The organism is Variovorax sp. Root318D1, from assembly GCF_001424835.1.
In the GTDB taxonomy this organism is placed as follows: domain Bacteria; phylum Pseudomonadota; class Gammaproteobacteria; order Burkholderiales; family Burkholderiaceae_C; genus Variovorax.
On record NZ_LMCQ01000001.1, the window covers coordinates 302358 to 321396 of the forward strand.

Genomic DNA, 19039 nt, shown 5'->3' on the forward strand with positions numbered 1-19039 from the left:
CGGCGCGCTACTGCGGATGCAGGTTGGTCTGGCGTGCGAGATCGCCGTACTTCAGGATCTCGGAGTTGTAGAAGTCGTCGGATTCCTTGGCCGACATCCTCAAGGTGATGACCCCGCCTTCGCTGGCGAACTTCTGGAATTCCGGGCTCAGCACCGCTTCGGTCACCGCCTTGTTCAGGCGTTGCACGATGGCGTCTGGCGTGGCTCTCGGCACCAGCAAGCCGATCCATTGCCGGTGGAGGACTGGCCGCTCGGGGTGGGCTTCGGACAGCGTGGGCACATCGGGCAGCATGGGGTTGCGCTTGGCGGCCGCGATGCCGATGGCGATCAGCTTCTTTTGTTGAACCATCGCCACGGTGGCCATGCCGAGTGGGATGAACCCGATGTCCACGTGGCCACCCAGCAAATCCTGGACGAGTGGCGCCATTCCCTTGTACGGTATGCCTGCCGCTTTGACGCCGCTGGCCGCCTTCATGTCGTCGCCTGCGAGCTGCGAGCTCGACCCCGGGCCCTGATGGGCCAGCGACAGGCCGTTTGGCAATGTCTTGCTGTAGTCCACAAGCTCGGCCAGCGTATGGGCCGTCATCGAGGGCCGGGCCACCAGCAGCATGTCGCTCAATCCCAGTGCCGCCGCCAGCCGGAACTGGTCGGGTCTGTATTGGGCCGACGCCATGGCCAGCGGGGTCAAGATCACGTCGTTGGTGTGCCCCGCCACGACATAGCCGTCAGCCGGCGCCTTGAGGACATTGACTGCACCGATCGCTCCGCCCGCGCCGGACAGGTTCTCGACCATCAATGGCTGGCCCAGCTCGGCCTGCATCCTCGGCAGGATTTGTCGGATGAAGACGTCGGCAGTTCCGCCCGCCGGAAAAGCCACCCGGATCGTTACCGGTTTGGTCGGATAAGCCTGCGCCCATGAATTCGAGCTGATGGCTGCAGCGGCGATGAACGCCCCCAGCAAGATCGATCGTTTGATGCTGTGCATGAAATTGTCTCCGTCCTTGTTGGGCACCCGCCATCTTTCAGAAGCGGTGGGCGTACTTGGCTATCGCGCTCTCGTTCCATTCGACCCCGCTGCCGGGTCGGTCGGGGATGTGGATCAAGCCGTTGCGGACCTCGAAGGGCTCTGCCAGGATCAGATCGGCCCAATCGCACCACTCGAGCCAGTGGGCGGTTTCCGTCACCCGCATCAGGTGAGCCGAAAACTCGGGGTACAGGTGGGTGGACACCGGCACCCCCTTGGCTGCCGCGATGCCGGCGGCACGCATCCAGCCGGTGACGCCGCCGATGCGCATCAGGTCGGGCATCACGAAGTCTGTCGCGTCCAGCTCGAGTGCGATCTGCAGGTCGCGCGGACCCCAGAAGTTCTCGCCGACCTGGATCGGTGTCGCCAGCCGGCGGCGCAACTGCGCCAATCCCGAGAGGTTGTCGCATGCAATCGGCTCCTCCATCCAGTCGAGCCCTTCGCCGTCCAGCGCACGGCAGCGGGCGATGGCTTCGTCCATGGTGTGGGCCTGGCTGAAATCGGCCATGAGTTGCAGCGATGCGCCGCCAGCGCGCCGGGCGGCCGCGATGGCCGCAAGATCCTGCGCCAGGCTGTCGCGTCCCAGCCGGATCTTCAGGGCGGTGAAGTCCCCTTGCGCGATGAGCTCCTCGGTCTCGCGCTCGACCTCCGAAGGGTCGACCAGCCATAGGCCGTTGCTGTTGTATGCCTTGACCGGGCCCACGCTGCCGCCAAGGTAGCGGGCCAGCGGCATCTGCGCCGCCTTGGACAGCGCGTCCCACAACGCCATGTCGAGGCCGGCGATCGCCGCCAGCGTGACGCCTTCCAGTCCGATGGGCCACAGGCTCTGGCGCGCCTGTCGGAACAGGTCGACCGGGTTGGCGGGCTTGCCCTTGAAGCGTTCGACCAGGTCGTGAATGAGGGGCGCGATGTAGCGCACGCTGTTGGGCAGGTACGGCTGCAGGTAGCTGCGCCCCACCACGCCGCCCTGCATGTGCAGGTCGATCAGGATGATGGTCCAGGCCGGCGGGGACATGCTCTTGAGCACCGGCGTGCGCTTGAGCGGCACCAGCACGGCACGCACGTCGACGGACTCGATGGCCAGGGGAGGGTGCACGGCAACCACCGCGTTCAGCCCAGAGTGCCCGTGAAGGCGCCGCCATCGAGCAGCAGGTTCTGCCCGGTCATGAAACCGGCGTTGGCACCGCACAGGAAAGCGCAGGCCTGGCCGAATTCCTCGATCGTGCCAAAGCGCCCGGCCGGCACCTGCTGCAGCATGGCGTCGCGTGCTTCGTCCGCGGTCTTGCCGCTGCGCTTGCCCAGCACGGCGAAGCCCATGAGGATGCGGTCAGTCGCGTGGAAGCCGGGCAGCAGGGCGTTGATCGTCACGTTGTGCTTCACGATCTGCCGTGACAGTCCGGCGACAAAGCCGGTCAGCCCCAGGCGTGCGCCGTTGCTGAGCCCGAGAAAATCAATGGGTGACTTGACGGCGCTCGAGGTGATGTTGACGATGCGCCCGAACTTGCGGGCGATCATGCCGTCCACCGTGGCGCGGATCAGTTCGATCGGCGCCAGCATGTTGGCGTCCAGGGCGGCGATCCACGCGTCGCGGTCCCATTCCCTGAAGTCGCCCGGTGGGGGCCCGCCCGCGTTGTTGACCAGAATGTCGGGTGCCGGCATCGCCGCAAGCACGGCTTGGCGGCCCTCGGGCGTTGCGATGTCGGCGGCCACGGTCTTTACCGTCGCGCCGGTGCTGGTGCGGATTTCGTGCGCCGTGCTCTCCAGAGCGTCCAAGCCGCGCGCGGTGATGAGCAGTTCCAAGCCTTCATTCGCGAGCGCCAGGGCGCAGCCTTTGCCCAGCCCCTTGCTCGCGCCGCAGACGATCGCGCGCCTTCCTCTGATCCCCAAATCCATTGCTCACTCCTGGGTGTTTACAAGGTGCCTACACGCGCAAGAGGGTGTGCCTTGCGTCGCCAAATTTTGTGGCGACCGTTTCGGCTCGACGAGGTCTGCCAGCGCCAGAGAGGGGTTCGTTTGTGCCATGCAGCCTTGTCCCGGGGCTGCGGGGCTTTTCCTCGCGAGGCGAGGCGAGGCGCTCAGGCGACTCCGGTGCGGTAGTCGCTCGGCACCTTGCCGGTCCAGCGCCTGAAGGCCTTGCGGAAGTTGGTGGCTTCGGTAAAGCCCACGCGCTCGGCGATGTCGACCACGGGAAGCTTCGAATTGCTGAGATAGCCGATCGCCAGTTCCTTGCGGGTCTCGTCGACCACGCTCTTGAATGTCACGCCCTCGTCCGCCAGACGCCGGTGCAACGTGCGCACCGACACGCCCAGCCGCTCGGCCAGCCGCACTACCGACACCATGCAGCGGGCATCGTCCAGGCAGGCGCCGCGCACCTGCGCCGGCCAGCCGCCGGCCTGGTAGCCGCCGTACACAGGGGCGACACACAGCCGCCTGCATAACTCGTGGGTGATCGAATTGGCACCCGCACACGCCGCATCCAGGATCGAAGCATCGAAATGCCATTCGAGCACGTCGGCGCCGAACTCGGCCGTGCAACCGAAGACCTGCGCGTAGGACCGCCAGTGCGTTGGAGCCGGGTAGTTGCAGACGAGGCGCCGGGCGGGCAGTGGCACTTCGAGCACGCGCTGGAACAGGGCGTTGAGCGAGCTGCGCCAGAACTCCGCCACGAAGGGGAGTACGGCGCCGAAGCGCTCGGCCGGCGCACAAGCGAGGATGGCCAGGTTGCCCTGGACGCGCAGCGTGGGCTGCAGGAACGGCATGGCGGGCTGCATGTGCGCAATCCCGAATTCAAGTCCGTCCCGGAAGGTGGCGCTGCTGGCCATTGCGAATCCGTAGATGCCGAAGTCGCCGATGCGCTGGCGTGCCCCGGCGCGCAGGGCCACGTCGGACCCGGACGACAGCTTCTGTGCATTGGCAAAGACTGCCATGCGTTGGACTTGCGACATGGGAGCGTAGGCGTTGCCGATGTCGCCAGGCTCCAACCCCGTGCGTGCGAAGAGGTCGGACAGGGCGACTCCCTCGCTTTGCAGCTGCGCCGCCAGCGCCGAAAAACCCAGCATGGCGGCGCCGGGCGCAACGGCCGCGTGCACGATCGGCGGGGCCAGTTGCGTCATCGAGATACTCCGCTTCGATCGAGCGAGCCTGACCCGCTGCTAGACCCGTTCGAGACACAGGGCAATGCCCTGTCCTCCGCCGATGCACAGCGACACCACGGCCTTGCGGCCTCCGGTTCGCTGGAGCGCATGGGCCACCTTCGTGATCAGGATCGCACCCGTTGCGCCGATGGGATGGCCGTGCGCGATTGCGCCGCCGTCGATGTTGTATCGCGAGGGATCGATCTTCAGCTCGTCGCGTACGACGATCGCGATGGCCGCGAAGGCTTCGTTGACCTCGAAGCGGTCGACGTCCTGCACGTTCCATTCGGCACGGCCGAGTGCTTGGCGGATGGCGGGCAGCGGCCCCAATCCGAAGAAGCCCGGCTCGACCCCGGCCACGGCGACACTGCGGATGGCGAGCATCGGCGTGAGGCCGGCCTCGCGCGCGACCGAAGCCTCGCAAACGATCATCGCGGCGGCCCCGCCGTTGATGCCCGGGGCGTTGCCGGCGGTGATGGTGCCGTCGGGACGGAAAGCGGGCTTCAGACGCGCCAGCGTCTCGGCCGTGGTGTCGGGGCGGTTTCCTTCGTCCGCGGCGAAGACTGTGGATGCCTTGCCGCCCTTGATCGTCAGCGGCTCGATCTCGTCCTTGAACCATCCGGCCTTTTGCGCGGCGGCAAACCGCTGCTGGCTCTGGGCCGCGAACGCATCCTGCGCTTCGCGCGTGACGCCGTATTTCTGCACCAGGTCTTCCGTGTGCCACCCGGAATGCTTGCCGGAGAAGGCGTCGTTCAATCCGTCGAGCAGCAGGGAATCCATGGCCTCGGCATTGCCCATGCGCGCGCCGAAGCGCATGCCCGGCAGGAGGAACGGCGCGCGGTCCATGTTCTCCACGCCGCCGGCAATCACCATTTGCGAAACCCCGGCGAGTACTTCCGCGTACGCGGTTGCGACTCCCTGTGCGCCGGAGCCGCAGACTCGGTTCACGGTCATGGCGGGCGCCGCCACGGGAAGGCCACCCTGGACCGCGGCCTGCCTGGCCACGTTCATGCCGTTGCCCGCCTGCACGACGTTGCCCATCACCACGGAATCGACGCGCGCCGGGTCCAATCCGGAACGGCGCAGCACCGCGGCAATCGCGTGCGCGCCCAGCGCAGCGGTGGGCGTTGTCTTCAGCGACCCGCCGAAACTGGCGATCGCGCTTCGCGCAGGGGAACAGATGACGATCTCTTTGCTCATGGTGGACTCTCCTTGGTTAGATAACGGTCGCGCAGCAATTTCTTGTAGAGCTTGCCGGTCGCGTGGCGAGGAAATTCGAATTCGAAATCGATGCTCCTGGGCACCTTGATCGACCCGAGCTGCGCGAGGCAGCGGGCCTTCAGCGCATCGGCGATCGCTGGGCCGGTGAAGTCCGGGTGCGCCGGCTGGATGACGGCTTTGACTTCCTCGCCGTATTCCTCGTTCGGCACCCCGAACACTGCGGCATCCGCAACGCGCGGATCCTGCAGCAGCACGTCTTCGATCTCTTGCGGGTAGATGTTGACGCCGCCCGAGATGATGACGAAGTCCTTGCGGTCGGTCAGGTAGAGGTAGCCTTCATCATCGAGACGGCCGATGTCGCCGAAGGAGCGCCAGCCCTGCGGACTCGTCGCCGCACGGGTCTTGGCGGGGTCGTTCCAGTACTCGAATTGCGCATCGCTTTCGAAGTAGACGTTCCCGGTTTCACCCGCAGGCAATTCATGGCCGGCGTCGTCCAGGATGTGCAGGATGCCGTCGGTCGCGCGTCCGACCGAACCCTTGTGCTGGAGCCATTCGCGCGACGTGATGGCCGTGGAGCCGATGCCCTCGGTGCCCGAGTAGTACTCCTGAAGAATCGGACCCCACCAGTCGATCATCGCCTGCTTGACGTGCACCGGGCAGGGCGCCGCGCCATGGACCGCCTGCACCATGGAGGCCATGCTGTAGCGGCTGCGTACGCCCGCTTCCAGGCGCAGCAGGCGGTGGAACATCGTCGGCACCCAGAGCGAATGCGTGCATCCGAAATGCGCGATGGCGGCGAGCGCGCGCTCGGCGTCGAACTTCGACATCACGATGCTGGTGGCGCCGGCATGGATGGCCGCCGAGAGGAACCGGTTGGGGGCGCTGTGATAGAGCGGCGAGGTGGACAGGTAGACCGAGGAGGCGTCGAGCGAGAACGACCGGGCCACCGCGGCATTGCGGTTGTCGACCGCATCGAAGTCGCCCTCGAAGGGCGGCTTGCGCACGCCCTTGGGCCGGCCGGTCGTGCCGGATGAATACAGCATCTCGCGTCCTGGCGCGAGCACCGGCGGCAGCTCGCTCGACGCCGCCAGGAAATGCATCTCCCAGGATTCGATGGCCGTATCCGCAAAGCCGATACCGACGCGTCGTGCGCCACCCAGGTCCAGCGACGAAGCCGTTCCGGCGCTCATGCAGCCGGATGCCAGGATGGCGACCGACGCCATCGAGTCCTTGGCGATGTACTCCAAATCCGCAGCCGACAGCCGCGTCGAGGCGAGCACGTAGTACAGCCCGATGCGTTGCGCTCCGAGCGCAAGAAAAAGCAGTGAGGGCGAGTTCTCGATGCACAGGACGATGCAGTCGCCGCGTTTCAATCCGAGCGACAGCAGGGCGTTGGCCGCCCGGTTCGCCTCGCGCTCCAGTTGCCGGAAGCTGAACGCTTCGCCGGATTCGAGAAAGTGCGCCGCCACCTTGTCGGGCGTGGCAGCTGCGAAGCGGCTCAGGTGGTACATGCCGGGCGATCGACAAGAGTGGTCAGAAAAGATCGATGGCCGGTTCCATCAAAGCGGACGATCCCGCCCGGATCTCACCGCACAGCGCTGCCGTCTGCGGCAGCAGCCGCTCAAAGTAGAAGCGGGCTGTCGCGATCTTCGATGCGTAGATCGGGTCGGTGGAGCCGGCGTTCTTGAACGCCACCTCGGCCATGCGGGCCCAACTCCACGCGAGGGCCAGGTGCCCGACCAGGCGCAGATAGGGCGCAGCGGCGGCGCCTGCGGCGTGCGGATCTTGCGCCGACGTGTCCACCAGTTCGCGGGTGAGCTGCCTGATGTCGGCGACCAGCCCGGCGAGCGGCTCCGCGAATTCGCGCATCGACTCGCGCGGGCCGCAGGTCTCGGCGAATGCGTCGGCCATGTCCAGGAAGACGCCCATCTGCCGGCCCTGGTCGGCCAGCACCTTGCGCCCGAGCAGGTCCATGGCCTGCACGCCGTTCGTGCCCTCGTAGAGGCCCACGATGCGCACGTCCCGAAGGTGCTGCTCCACGCCGTTCTCGCGGATGTAGCCGTGCCCGCCGAACACCTGCATGGCAAGCAGCGTGCACTCCACCGCGAGGTCGCTGGACAGCGCCTTCACGAGCGGGGTCAAAAGGCCCAGCAGTTCGGCCGTCTCGTTGCGCTTGGCCGCGTCAGGATGAAGACGCTGAAGATCGCTCAGCTGTGCGGTCCACAGCGCCAATGCGCGTGCGCCCTCGATGTTCGCCTTCTGCGTGAGCAGCATGCGGCGCACGTCGGCATGCCCGATGATCGGATCCGCCGCTTCGCTGGACGATCGCGCGCCGCTGGCGCGGCCCTGCAGGCGCTCCTTCGCATAGGCCAGGGCCTTCTGGTAGGCCGCTTCCATCAGCCCGATCGCGATCATGCCGACCAGCACGCGCATGTGGTTCATCTGCACGAACATGCCCGCCAGCCCCTTGTTGGGCGCGCCCAGCAGCCAGCCGGTGGCGCCGTCGAAATTGATGGTGCAGGTCGAGTTGCCGTGGATGCCCAGCTTGTGCTCGATGGAGCCGCAGACCACCGCATTGCGCGCGCCGGCCGCGCCGCTCGCATCGGGGATGAACTTGGGAACGATGAAAAGAGAGATGCCTTTCACGCCGGGTGGTGCGTCGGGCATGCGCGCGAGCACCAGGTGCATGATGTTGTCGGTCAGGTCCTGCTCGCCACCCGAGATGAAGATCTTGCTGCCGGTGATGCTGTAGCTGCCGTCGGGTTGCGCCACGGCACGGGTGCGCATCAGGCCCAGGTCGGTGCCGGCGTTCGGCTCGGTCAGGCACATGGTGCCGGCCCACTCGCCCGAGGCGATCTTCGGCAGGTAGAGCGCCTTCTGCTCCTCCGACCCGTTGGCCGCCACGTTCACATAGGTGGCATGCGACATGCCGGGATACGACGACCACGCCATGTTCGCGCCGCCGAAGACTTCATAGACCGCGTTGGCCACGACCGAAGGAAAGCCCTGGCCGCCGAACTCGGGGCTGCACGCGAGGCCGGCCCAGCCGTTCTTCGTGAACTCGTCATAGGCCTTCTTGAAGCCGGGCGGGGTCTGCACCACGCCGGGCGAGGGCATGCTGCACCCGTGCTCGTCGCCCGGGCCATTGAGCGGCGCGATCACCTCGGATGCGAACTGGCCGGCCGCGGTGAGCACCTGGTCGATGGTCTCGGCATCGAGCTCCGGCTGGCCGCAGGCCTCCAGCATGGCCGGCACCTGGAGCACTTCGTGCAGAACGAATTGAATGTCCCGCATGGGGGCTTGATAGGTCATGGTGCTGTTCCTTGCCTCAAGCGACTTCGAACAGGCCCGCGGCGCCCATGCCGCCGCCGATGCACATCGTCACGACAACGAAGCGCGCGCCGCGCCGCTTGCCTTCGATGAGCGCATGCCCCACCAGCCGCGAGCCGGTCATGCCGTAGGGGTGCCCGATCGTGATGCCGCCGCCGTTGACGTTCAGCTTTTCTGGGTCGATGCCCAGGCGGTCGCGCGAGTACAGCACCTGGCAGGCAAAGGCCTCGTTCAATTCCCACAGGCCGATGTCGCTCACCTTGAGGCCGTGGGTCTTCAGCAGCTTGGGCACGGCCAGGACCGGGCCGATGCCCATCTCCTCGGGCGCGAGGCCGGCCACCGCGATGCCGCGGTACGTGCCCAGGGCCTTGAGCCCGCGGCGCTCGGCAACCGCGCGCTCCACCAGCACGCAGGCCGATGCGCCATCCGAAAGCTGACTCGAATTGCCTGCGGTGATGACGCCGCCTTCGACGACCGGCTTGAGACTGGAAAGGCCTTCGAGCGTGGTGTCGGGGCGATTGCCTTCATCGCGGTCCAGCGTCACGTCGCGGTAGCTGATCGCGCCCGTCTGCTTGTCGGCCACGGCCATGCGCGCAGTGATCGGCACGATCTCGTCATCGAACAGATGGCGCTCCTGCGCCAGGGCGGTGCGGCGTTGTGCTTCCGCGGAATAGGCGTCCTGCGCCTCGCGCGAGATGCCGTACTTCTTCGCCACGATCTCGGCCGTGTGCAGCATCGGGATGTAGGCGTGCTGCACGCGCGCGATGAGCAGCGGGTCGGCCTCTTCACCCACCCACTTGACGAAGGGGTTCTGCACGGCGGAGATGTTCTCCTGGCCTCCGCCCACCGTCACGTCCATGCCGTCGACGATGATCTGCTTGGCCGCCGTCGCGATGGCCATCAGTCCCGAGGCGCATTGCCGGTCCATCGTCTGTCCCGGCACCGACTGCGGCAGTCCCGCCGCGAGCGCCGCAAGGCGTCCGATGTTCATGCCCGCGGTGCCGGCGGCCATCGCGCTGCCGATGACCACGTCCTCCACTTCCCCGGGATTGATGCCTGCGCGCTGTACGGCGTGCTGGATGGCGTGGCCCATCAGGGTGGGCGACTTGATGTTATTCAATGCGCCGCGAAACGCGCGGCCGATGCCTGTGCGTGCGGTGGAAACGATGACGGCTTCTCTCATGATCAGACTCCAAGGGGTTCGGTAAACAGGTTGGCGTATCGGCTCGCCACGACGCGGCGATTCAGGCGCAGCGCGGGCGTAAGTTCTTCGTCGCCTTGATGCAACGAGCGCGGGATGACCCGGATCGTGCGCACGCGATGGTTCTCGGGCAGACGCCCGTTGGCAATTTCCACTTGCGCCGCGATGAGCGCCGTGATCTCGGGCAGGCCGAGCAGGCTGGCGTAGTCGGTGAAGGGCAGGCGCTGCTGCTGCGCATGCTTCCTGATTCGCTCCTCGTCCAAGGCGAGCAGCGCGGCCGAATGTCCGCCTTCCGCCGGCACGACGATCGCATCGGCGATGTAGGCACTGAGCCGGAATGCGTCTTCCGCAATCTCCGGGCTGATGGATTCGCCCCGTGCGCCGATGGACTGCGCGCGCACGCGGCCGAGCAGGTGCACGCGGCGGTGTTCGTCGACACGCCCGAGGTCGCCGGTGCGCAGCCAGCCGTCCTCAAGGATCGCGGCAGGGCTCAGTGTTCCGCGCACCCAGTAGTCCGGGCGCGGGATCGCGCCGCGCACCAGCACTTCGCCGTCGGGCGCCAGCTTCAGCTGAGTGCCTGTCTCGAATGGCGCGGATGCAGTCGCCATCGAGCGGCCGGCGGGAGCGATCCTGCAGAAGCCGGCCTCGGCCATGCCATAGCAATCGAGCAGGGGAATGCCGATGGCGTCGAACCAGTCGGCCACCTGCGTGGGGCTGGAGGCGCCGCTCGCGAGGGCGAGCCGCACGTTCCGCAAACCCAGGGCGGAGCGTATGCGCGCCTGCGTCCTGCGCTGCAGCCAGCCGGGCCGGCGCGCCGAAAGGCTCGAGGCGTATGCGGTTCGGGCGACAGGCACGGCTTCCTGCATGAACAGCTCGGTCGTTCCTTGCAGCTTCTCGAAGAAGCGCGGGGCGGCAAACAGGACGTGCGGCTCGACCTCGCCCATGTCGTTGAACACCGTGGACCCGTTCTCCGGCAAGTGGAGCAAGGTTTCGTGCATGAGCATGGCCTTCTGGGCCAGCATGCGTTCACCGTAGTGCGCCAGCGACATGATCGACAGGGCCCGATCGCCGGGGCGCAGCTGCAGCCAATGACTCACGGCGCGCACTTCCCTTAGGAAGTCGTGCTGTCGCCGCGCCACCAGCCGCGCCGGGCCGGTGCTGCCCGCCGTGGCCGCGAGGAATGCAATCTGCTCCCCGGTACCGGCGTCGATGCGGCTGTCGAACAGCGCCGGATCCCTGGCCGCGGCTTGCGCACCGCGCGCAAGCCATTCGTCGTAGGAACTGACCTGGGCGTCCGTGAAGCGCGAGAGGCCGCGTGTATTGAGGACCACGATGTGGCGCAGATCGGGACAGGTGTCGCGTACCGCCAGCACCTTCACCAGTTGGTCGGCGTTCTCCACGAACACCACCCGCGACCCGGCTTCGACCAGCGCATGCCCGACTTGCGCGGCCGTGCTGCACGGGTACATGCCGTGGGATACGAAACTCATGGCCTGCGCGGCCATGTCGACGATCAGCCACCGGGGCCGATTGTCCGAAAGGACCGAGACCACCTCGCCGGCCTGCAGCCCGGCATCGGCCATCGCGAGCCCGATGGCCCGCGCCTCGCTGAAATAGCCGCTCCAGGACAGGCCCTGCCAGATGCCGCGCTCCTTGTGCCGGAGGGCGGGCCGATCGCCCCATTCCGCGCACCGGCGCCGCCACAACTGCGGCAGCGTCGCGAGGCGCGCCTCGTCCGCGGCCAGGGATGCCGACACGTGGATCACAGGGCGCTCTTGGCCGGGTCGACCACGCTGGATCGTGCAGTCCAGCGGCCCTGCACGACCTGCTCGACCCGCGTCCATTCCGGGTCGATGTGGTTGTTGGCGAAGCGCTGCGTGTCGTACGACGCCACGCCCTTGAAGGTGGACGCCTGGAGCGCCTTGACCAGCTTGTCGGTCGTCAGGTCGCGGCCCGCAGTGCGCAGTTCCTGCAGGAACCAGCTGGTGTAGTCGTAAAAGGCTGCGGCCACGTCGTCCGGCTCCGCCTTGAACCGCTTGCGGTAGGCCTCGGCCCACGACTTCTCGGCGGGGGTGGCCTGGTCGGGCGTCGCAATGCGCCAAGTGCCGACGCCGTATACGCCTTCCATCGCATCCTTGCCGAGCGCGACGGTGAGGCCGGCGCGGCCCGGGCTGGCGGTCAGCACGTTGACGCCGGTCAGCCCGAGTTTCTTCACTTCGGCCGCCACCGCGATGGTCTCGCGCGTGGTGGTTGCGCAGACGATGAGGTCAACGCCCGCGGCCTGCATGCGTGCGACGTGCGAGGAGAAGTCGAGATCGCCCACCTTGTAGCTGGCTTCGGCCGCGAGCGGCATGCCCTTGGCTGCGAGCGCCGCCTTCACGCCCTTGCCGACCAGGTCGCCGAAGGGGCCTTCCTGGTAGACGAAGCCAACCTTCTTGCTGCCCAGGTTGCCGGTGGCCCACTTGACGGCGGACGAGGTGGTGCTGTCGTAGTTCAGGTTGGTCGTGAAAAGCAGTGGCGTCTGCCCGGCCGCCTGGCGCACCAGGCCCGAGGCTGCGTAAGGCGCGAAGCAGACCACGCCGGCATCCACCGCCTTTTTTACCGTGGCCACGTTCGGCCCGGAGCCGAAGGGGCAGAGCAGGGCAAAGACCTCGTCCTTGCGGATCAGCTTGTCCACGGCGCGCACTGCCTGCGACGGCTGGCTCGCGTTGTCCTCGATGACCAGCCGGAGCTTGCGGCCGTTGATGCCGCCGGCCTCGTTGGCCTCGTCGATGCGCATCTGGATGCCGTTGCGGATCACGGGCATGCCGACCGCCACCGGTCCGGAAAGGTCCAGGTGCGTGCCCAGGACGAGTTCCTTGTCGCCCACACCCGCTGCGCGCGCGGATGTTGCGGTCCACAGGGCGCCCGGTGCCGCGGCGGCAAGGCTTGTCTTCAGGAGGGTTCGGCGATTGAGTGTCATGGCAGGGTCCTTTTCTCAGTTCCAGGAAGGGCGCCGCCGCGCCGGCCGGATCCCGCCAGCGACGCCTTGCGGCAGGTGGTGCGAAGCGCCACCCAGGTAAAACTCCTTGATGTCTTCGCGCTGCGAGAGGGCCTCGCAGGTGCCGGCGGCGGCCACGCGCCCCAGCTCGATGACGTAGCCGTGGTCGGCGGTGGCCAGCGCGATTGCCGCGTTCTGCTCGACCACCAGCACCGCGGTCCTGGTCTGCTCGCGGATGCGCTTGATGATGGCGAAGATGTCCTTGGTGAACAGCGGCGAGAGGCCCAGCGACGGCTCGTCGAGCAGAAGCAGGCGCGGCCGCCCCATCAGCGCGCGGCTGATCGCCAGCATCTGCTGCTCGCCGCCCGAAAGCAGGCCCGCCTGCTGGCGCTGGCGTTCGCGCAGGCGCGGGAACCAGTCGTACATCTGCTCCATGTCGCGCGCGATCTCCGCGTCCTTGCGTGCGAACGCGCCCATGCGCAGGTTCTCCGCGATGGTGAGGAACGGGAAGATCTGTCGCCCTTCAGGCACCAGCACGACGCCGCCCCGGGCCACGTCATCAGCGTCCTTGCCGCCGACGGACCGGCCCTCGAACTCGACGGTTCCGTTGGAAGGCGCGAGCACGCCTGCAATGGTGTTGAGCAGCGTCGTCTTGCCCGCGCCGTTAGCGCCCAGCACGGTGACGATCTGCGCGGCATGCACTTCGAGGCTCACGCCGTGCAGCGCACGCACCGGGCCATACCATGTCTCGAGATTGCGGACGGAGAGCAGCGAAGTCATGACATCAGGTCCCCAGGTAAGCCGCGATCACGCGCGGGTCGGCTTGCACCTGTGCTGGCGTGCCATCGGTCAGAACCTGTCCCTGGTCCATCACCACCACGCGATTGGCCACGGCGGCGACCAGCGACATGTCGTGTTCCACCATGACCACGGTGACGCCCAGTTCGGTCTGAATGTCTTCCAGCCAGTACGCGAGCCTGCGCGTCTCCTCGGGGTTGAGCCCCGAGGCCGGTTCGTCAAGCAGCAGCAACTGGGGCTCCGCAGCCAGCGCGCGACCGAGCTCGACGACCTTGCGCACGCCGTAGGGCAGTTCCGCCACCGGCCGATGCCGGAATGCGGCGAGGTCCAGCAGGCGCACGACGTCTTCGACGCGTTCGCGCGTGTGGGCTTCCGCGCGCTGCACGGACGGCAGATTGAACATCTGCGAGAAGAAGTTGCCGTGGTTCGCACGGTGGCGGCCGAGCAGCAGGTTCTCCAGCACTGTCGCGCCTTCGAACAGCTCGATGTTCTGGAATGTGCGCGCGATGCCCTGGCGTACCACGTCGTGCCGCGCGAGGCGCGAGATCTCGTGCCCGTTGAAGCGGATGCTGCCGCTGCTGGCGTCGAACACGCGCGTGATGAGATTCAGGAGCGATGTCTTGCCCGCGCCGTTCGGACCGATCACCGCGAGAATCTCTCCCGCGCCGACCGAGAAGCTCACATCGCGCACGGCCTTCACACCGCCGAAGGACAGGCTCAGCCGCTCGACCTCGAAGAATGCGGCGTTCAATAAATCCCCCACGCTTGTCACTTCGTGTACTGCGCTGCCCCCCAAGGGGGCCTTCGCCCCTTCGGGCGGCCGTGCGGCGCTCATCGGTAACGCTCCGATTTCATGTAGACCTTGGTCTGGTGAACGCTGCTCTTGCGCACCCACGGAAACTCGGCGAGAACCTTGCGGATGCGGACCCAGCGGGCGTTGAGGCCGCCCGGTTCGAGCAGGACGAAGAAGGTCAGCACGGCGCCGTAGACGAAAAGCTCCAGCCCGAACTGCGCGCCGAGCCTGGCAGGCAGCGCCTCCTTGAGCGAGGAGATGAAGGAGGGCAAGAGGCCGATCAGGATCGCGCCGAGGACGGCTCCTCGCAGGCTCCCCAGTCCGCCGATGAACACCATCAGCACGAGCTGCAGCGACAGCGCCAGACCGAACGCTTCCGGTGTGATGTGCTGCATCTGGTGCGAGAGCAATGCACCGGCCAGGCCGGAGCACGCCGCCGAAAGGCTGAAGGCCAGCACCTTGGTGCGCGCGACGTCGATGCCCAGGCCCTGCGCGGCGGCCTCGGAGTCGCGGATGCCGATGAAAGCGCGGCCGGTGGCGGACCGCATCAGGTTGACCAGCAGGAGCAGGACCACCGCCAGCACCACCAGGCAAAGGAAATAGAAGGCGCGCGGACCGCCGAGGCTGAGCCCGAAAAGGGTCGGGTCCGGGACGGCCATCCCGCTGTGGCCCCCGGTGACGCTCTTCCAGCGGCCGAGGACATGCTCGCAGACGATGGCGAACGCCATGGTGACCATGGCCAGGTGCAGCCCCGACACGCGAATGGCCGGCATGCCGACGAGCAACCCGCCGAGCGCCGCGCCCGCGGTGGTGAGGAGCAGCGACACGGGCAGCGGCACGCCCTGGGTCAAGAGGATGGTGTGGATGTACGCGCCGATGCCGACGAACGCCGACTGGCCAAGCGACACCTGCCCGGTGAAACCCGTAAGCATCATGAGCCCGAGGCTGGCCACGCACATGATGAGGATGAACGTCGCCTCGCCAATGTGATAAGCCGGCAGCACCCATGGCGCGGCAATCAGGGCCGCGGCGAGCAAGCCATACGCGAGCCGCTCGGGTTTGCCGCGCAGCAGCCGCCGGCCGTCTTCGAATCCGGTTTCGTAGCGTGCCATGGTGTCAGACCCTCCGGCCGTGGCTTTCGCCAAGAATCCCGCGCGGATACAGGATGAGAACCGCAATGAGCACCAGGTAAGGCGCCACGTCCTTGACGCCGTCGGGCAGGTAGACGCCGGCGAACTGTTCGATGAGGCCGATCAGGAGCCCGCCGATGACGGCGCCCGGCGCGCTGCCGAAGCCGCCGAGAACCAGGGCTGCCAGCGCCTTGAGCATGACGAACCACAGGCCCAGGTCGACCAGCGTGATGGGCGCGAGCAGCAGCCCGCACAGCGCGGCGATGGCGCCGGAGATGGCCCACACCAGCGAATTGAGGCGCTTCACGCGAACCCCGCACAGATAGGCCGCCAGCTGGTTCTGCGACGTCGCGTGGATGGCAATGCCAAGCGTGGTGCGGCGCAGAAAGTAATAGAGAAGGGCCGTCACGGCCATTGCAGCGCCGACGATCACCAGGTTGAGCTCGGCCACCACGCTGCCGCCGAGCTGCATGGATTGCCCCGTCCACGGCGTGGGATAGCTGCGCGACTCCGGTCCGAAGAACATGCTGACGCCGCCGCGAATCATGAAGCCGATCCCGATGGTGAGCATGACGCCCGAGAATTGGGGTCGGCCGACGATCCTGCGCATGATCTTCGCTTCCAGCAGAAAGCAGAACGCGGCCGAGATGCACAGCACGACGACGAAGCTGAGCCAGAAGGGAAGGCCAGCCGAGACGACCAGACCCCAGCCGAGGAACGCGGACAGCATCACCACGTCGCCTTGGGCGAAGTTGAGAACCTCGGTCGCCTTGTAGCTGAGCACGAGGCCGAGCGCGACGAGCCCGTAGATTGCACCGCTGGAGATGCCTTGCACGATCAGCTGGGTCAGTTGCGTCATCACATCATCCGGTCTTGGCTTTGGTCTTTAAATAACGATCGTTTGGTAAACGATGGTGAACTATAGGTTTGCAACGCGGGCAGCGTCAACACGCCGGAGCGGGTTTGGCGCAGGGACAAACCCTCGGTCGAGTGACGGGGGGCCTAGATAGAAGTACGTTCGTTTAACAAACGAGCGGCATGCTATGATGGGGTACCTAACGATTTGCAGAGGCCCATTCATGCGCTATCCGACGACCCACAAAGAGGAAACCCGCAAGAAGCTGCTCGCCAATGCCCGTGCGATCGCCAAGAAGGGCGGCTTCGGAACCACTGGCGTCGATGAATTGATGGCCAGCATCGGCCTGACCGGGGGCGCCTTCTATGGACATTTCCCGTCCAAGGAAGCGCTGTTCGCCGAGCTCCTCGAACACGAGATCTCCAACAGCACCGACATGCTGGCCGGAGACCGCGACTCGCCGCCCGACCACGTCGCCAAGCGCTTGCGCAGCTACCTGAGTTCGTACCACGCGCTGCACCCCGAAACCGGCTGCGTCCTGCCGGCACTGGGGCCGGAGATCGCAAGGGCGGGGCCCGAGGTGCGTGCGGCGGTCGAGGAGGGGCTGAAGCGCTTGCAGAAGAGCTGGAGCTCGCGCATCGGCGACCCGGATGCGGCATGGGCGCTGATTGCCCAGTGCGTTGGCGCACTGGTTTTGTCTCGGGCGGTCGAGTCCGAGCGCACCCGCAAGGAAATTCTGGCTTCCAGCCGCCGCTTCATCGACCAGACGCATGCGCTGGACGAGGCCCCCGCCAAACCGTCTAAGGCCTCCTGACAGCCGCGGCCGATGCTGCCCCGGCGCCGCACTCCTGCACGAGCGCCGGTGCAATCACCATCAACTGAGGCGGCGCACGCAGTGGGAGGCGGCAGTCTCCAGCGCTCCGCCTGCACCGACACCCAGGCGCATCAACTCGCCCGCCTCGTCAGGCAGCACTACGACGCGGAACTCGGCAAGGCCGGCCTCAGGACCACGCAATACTGGCTGCTGGCGGAAGTGCTGGCGCATGGGCCGGTGCGCCCGTGCGACTTGGCCGAGGCGATGTCGCTCTCGCCCTCCACGCTCACCCGCAACCTCAAGCCGCTGGTCTCGACCGGCTTGCTGGAGCTTGGGCCAGGCATCGACGGGCGCACGCGCAGCGTGCGCATCACCGCTTCCGGCCGCCGGAAGTGCGACGAGGGGCTGCCCCACTGGACCGCCGCTCAGGCCAGGGTGCATCGATTGATCGGGAGCCGGAACGTGAGTGCATTGCATGCACTCATCGAGGAGTGCTTGAGCAGCATGTCGGCGGGGCAATGAATGTCGCTCCTCAGAACGAATGCCGCATCCCCAGCATGGCACCCATCTGGGAGCCGCCCGCAACGGGATTGCTCCCCGCCGCGCCCGAGCTCACCGACAAGGCAAGGTTGCCGTCATTGGAGATGTGTCCGACCGTCGCGTACAGGGCGGTGCGCTTGGACAGGTGATAGGTGCCGCGGACAGCGGCAAGGGTTGCGCTGTTCCTGCTGTTCTTGTAGTTGAGCCGGAAGACCTGTGCGTCGAGGGTCAAGGCCGGCAGCACGGGGTAGCTTCCGCCCACATACCAGAGGTCGCTTCGGGGGGTGAGGGGACTGGCGTCGTTGTTTCGCCGGATCAGGCCTGCGGAGAGTTGTCCCTCGCCCAGCTTCACATATCCGTTTGCAGAAATGCGCCGGTCCTTGAGCGCACTGCTCGCGAGGCCCGCAAACGCCCCGGGACCGCCGCGGATCTCGTCAACGGCAAAGGCTGTGCCCCACCTTGCGGCGTCGTACTTCAGCAGCACGGACCACTCGCGGCAAGCCCTGGTGTCGGCAGCACTTTCGCCGGCGCAGTTGGTTCCCGCCGGACTCGGCCCTGCATTCACCACGTCGCGTCCGAGGCTGTAAGAGGCGCCCATCGTGAAGCCGCCGAACGTACCCCGGTAGACGATGGCGTTGTCGGCGCGCGCGTTCGGGATGTAGGCGTCGAGCGAGCCGCTGCCGTAGACGTTGGGCCCGAGCACGTCCGCGTCCAGCAGCGACCAGAACAGCATCGTGTACTGGCGGCCCAGCGTCACGGTGCCCCAGCCTCCGGACAGGCCCACGAAGGCTTGCCGCCCGAAGCTGCGGCCGCCCTGATTCAAGGTGCCGGTGTCCGGTCCAAAGCCCGATTCCAGCACGAAGACGCCGCGCAGGCCGTCGCCGAGATCCTCGACGCCGCGCACGCCCCAGCGGGATGGCAGGCTGCCCGTCAGCGACGGCATGCGAATCAGGCGGTTGCTGCCAGGGCCGACATTGCTGATGTACTCGACACCGGTGTCGATCAGCCCGTAGAGCGAGACGCTGGAAGCCGATGCGGCCCGGGCGCGCGATTGCGCCTCCGATTCGACGCGCCGCGCATCCTGGTCGGGCGCCGTGGCGGGACCGCTGACGCTCGGCGACTGTGCCCAGGCGCTTGCGGCAAGCATGCAGGCTGCGGCGGCCGCGATCGAGTTCTTCTTCGAGATCTGTCTGTTCATGGTTTGTCTCCAGGTGTTAT

17 protein-coding genes are annotated in these 19039 nt (G+C 66.9%); 2 read left to right on the forward strand and 15 right to left on the reverse strand.

Translation table 11 applies throughout. From position 1 onward, the window contains the following. Positions 1–7: 7 nt before the first annotated feature. The 14 genes from ASC78_RS01370 to ASC78_RS01435 all read right to left on the reverse strand — a co-directional run bounded on the left by ASC78_RS01370 (position 8) and on the right by ASC78_RS01435 (position 16470). Complete coding sequence (locus ASC78_RS01370; RefSeq protein ID WP_055795408.1) at positions 8–1012, reverse strand: tripartite tricarboxylate transporter substrate binding protein; 1005 nt, start codon at positions 1010–1012, stop codon at positions 8–10. A gap of 10 nt (positions 1013–1022) precedes the next feature. Continuing rightward, on the reverse strand, positions 1023–2120 hold the full coding sequence (locus tag ASC78_RS01375; RefSeq protein WP_055795922.1) for an enolase C-terminal domain-like protein: 1098 nt from the start codon (positions 2118–2120) through the stop codon (positions 1023–1025). Between the two features lie 14 nt (positions 2121–2134). Continuing rightward, positions 2135–2917, reverse strand: a complete 783-nt coding sequence (locus ASC78_RS01380; RefSeq protein ID WP_055795410.1) for an SDR family oxidoreductase — start codon at positions 2915–2917, stop codon at positions 2135–2137. Positions 2918–3099: 182 nt separating this feature from the next. Further along, on the reverse strand, positions 3100–4137 hold the full coding sequence (locus ASC78_RS01385) for an AraC family transcriptional regulator (protein WP_055795412.1): 1038 nt from the start codon (positions 4135–4137) through the stop codon (positions 3100–3102). A gap of 39 nt (positions 4138–4176) precedes the next feature. Next, positions 4177–5358, reverse strand: a complete 1182-nt coding sequence (locus ASC78_RS01390; protein WP_055795414.1) for a thiolase family protein — start codon at positions 5356–5358, stop codon at positions 4177–4179. Further along, positions 5355–6890 carry an AMP-binding protein gene (locus ASC78_RS01395; RefSeq protein WP_055795417.1) on the reverse strand — a complete coding sequence of 512 codons (1536 nt, stop codon included), beginning with the start codon at positions 6888–6890 and terminating at the stop codon, positions 5355–5357. The genes ASC78_RS01390 and ASC78_RS01395 overlap by 4 nt, the downstream gene beginning before the upstream one ends. 22 nt (positions 6891–6912) lie before the next feature. After that, positions 6913–8691 (reverse strand): acyl-CoA dehydrogenase C-terminal domain-containing protein, encoded by a 1779-nt coding sequence (locus ASC78_RS01400; RefSeq protein ID WP_055795419.1) that lies wholly within the window; start codon positions 8689–8691, stop codon positions 6913–6915. A gap of 16 nt (positions 8692–8707) precedes the next feature. Further along, the gene (locus ASC78_RS01405; protein WP_055795420.1) at positions 8708–9892 is read right to left on the reverse strand and encodes an acetyl-CoA C-acyltransferase; all 1185 of its coding nucleotides are present in this window, start codon (positions 9890–9892) and stop codon (positions 8708–8710) included. Between the two features lie 2 nt (positions 9893–9894). Then, positions 9895–11667: an AMP-dependent synthetase/ligase gene (locus ASC78_RS01410; RefSeq protein ID WP_162246071.1), complete on the reverse strand. Its 1773-nt coding sequence runs from the start codon at positions 11665–11667 to the stop codon at positions 9895–9897. 5 nt (positions 11668–11672) lie between these two features. Beyond that, a complete protein-coding gene (locus ASC78_RS01415; protein ID WP_082517362.1) occupies positions 11673–12872 on the reverse strand; it encodes an ABC transporter substrate-binding protein in 1200 nt (399 codons plus the stop codon). Positions 12873–12887: 15 nt separating this feature from the next. Then, positions 12888–13670 (reverse strand): ABC transporter ATP-binding protein, encoded by a 783-nt coding sequence (locus ASC78_RS01420; protein ID WP_082517363.1) that lies wholly within the window; start codon positions 13668–13670, stop codon positions 12888–12890. A gap of 4 nt (positions 13671–13674) precedes the next feature. After that, positions 13675–14451 (reverse strand): ABC transporter ATP-binding protein, encoded by a 777-nt coding sequence (locus ASC78_RS01425; RefSeq protein ID WP_235504945.1) that lies wholly within the window; start codon positions 14449–14451, stop codon positions 13675–13677. A gap of 68 nt (positions 14452–14519) precedes the next feature. Next, the gene (locus tag ASC78_RS01430; RefSeq protein WP_055795427.1) at positions 14520–15593 is read right to left on the reverse strand and encodes a branched-chain amino acid ABC transporter permease; all 1074 of its coding nucleotides are present in this window, start codon (positions 15591–15593) and stop codon (positions 14520–14522) included. 4 nt (positions 15594–15597) lie between these two features. Beyond that, positions 15598–16470, reverse strand: coding sequence for a branched-chain amino acid ABC transporter permease (locus tag ASC78_RS01435; protein ID WP_055795429.1), 873 nt, complete (start codon positions 16468–16470; stop codon positions 15598–15600). Positions 16471–16690: 220 nt separating this feature from the next. Between ASC78_RS01435 and ASC78_RS01440 the strand changes: the two genes are divergently transcribed. Both ASC78_RS01440 and ASC78_RS01445 read left to right on the forward strand, forming a co-directional pair. Then, a complete protein-coding gene (locus ASC78_RS01440; RefSeq protein WP_055795431.1) occupies positions 16691–17281 on the forward strand; it encodes a TetR/AcrR family transcriptional regulator in 591 nt (196 codons plus the stop codon). A 48-nt stretch (positions 17282–17329) separates the two neighbouring features. Beyond that, entirely contained in the window at positions 17330–17803 is a 474-nt protein-coding gene (locus ASC78_RS01445) for a MarR family winged helix-turn-helix transcriptional regulator (RefSeq protein WP_235504946.1), read from the forward strand. 10 nt (positions 17804–17813) lie between these two features. On the opposite strand, the gene ASC78_RS01450 is transcribed toward ASC78_RS01445, so the two are convergent. Then, a complete protein-coding gene (locus ASC78_RS01450; protein ID WP_082517366.1) occupies positions 17814–19019 on the reverse strand; it encodes a porin in 1206 nt (401 codons plus the stop codon). Between the last annotated feature and the right edge of the window lie 20 nt (positions 19020–19039).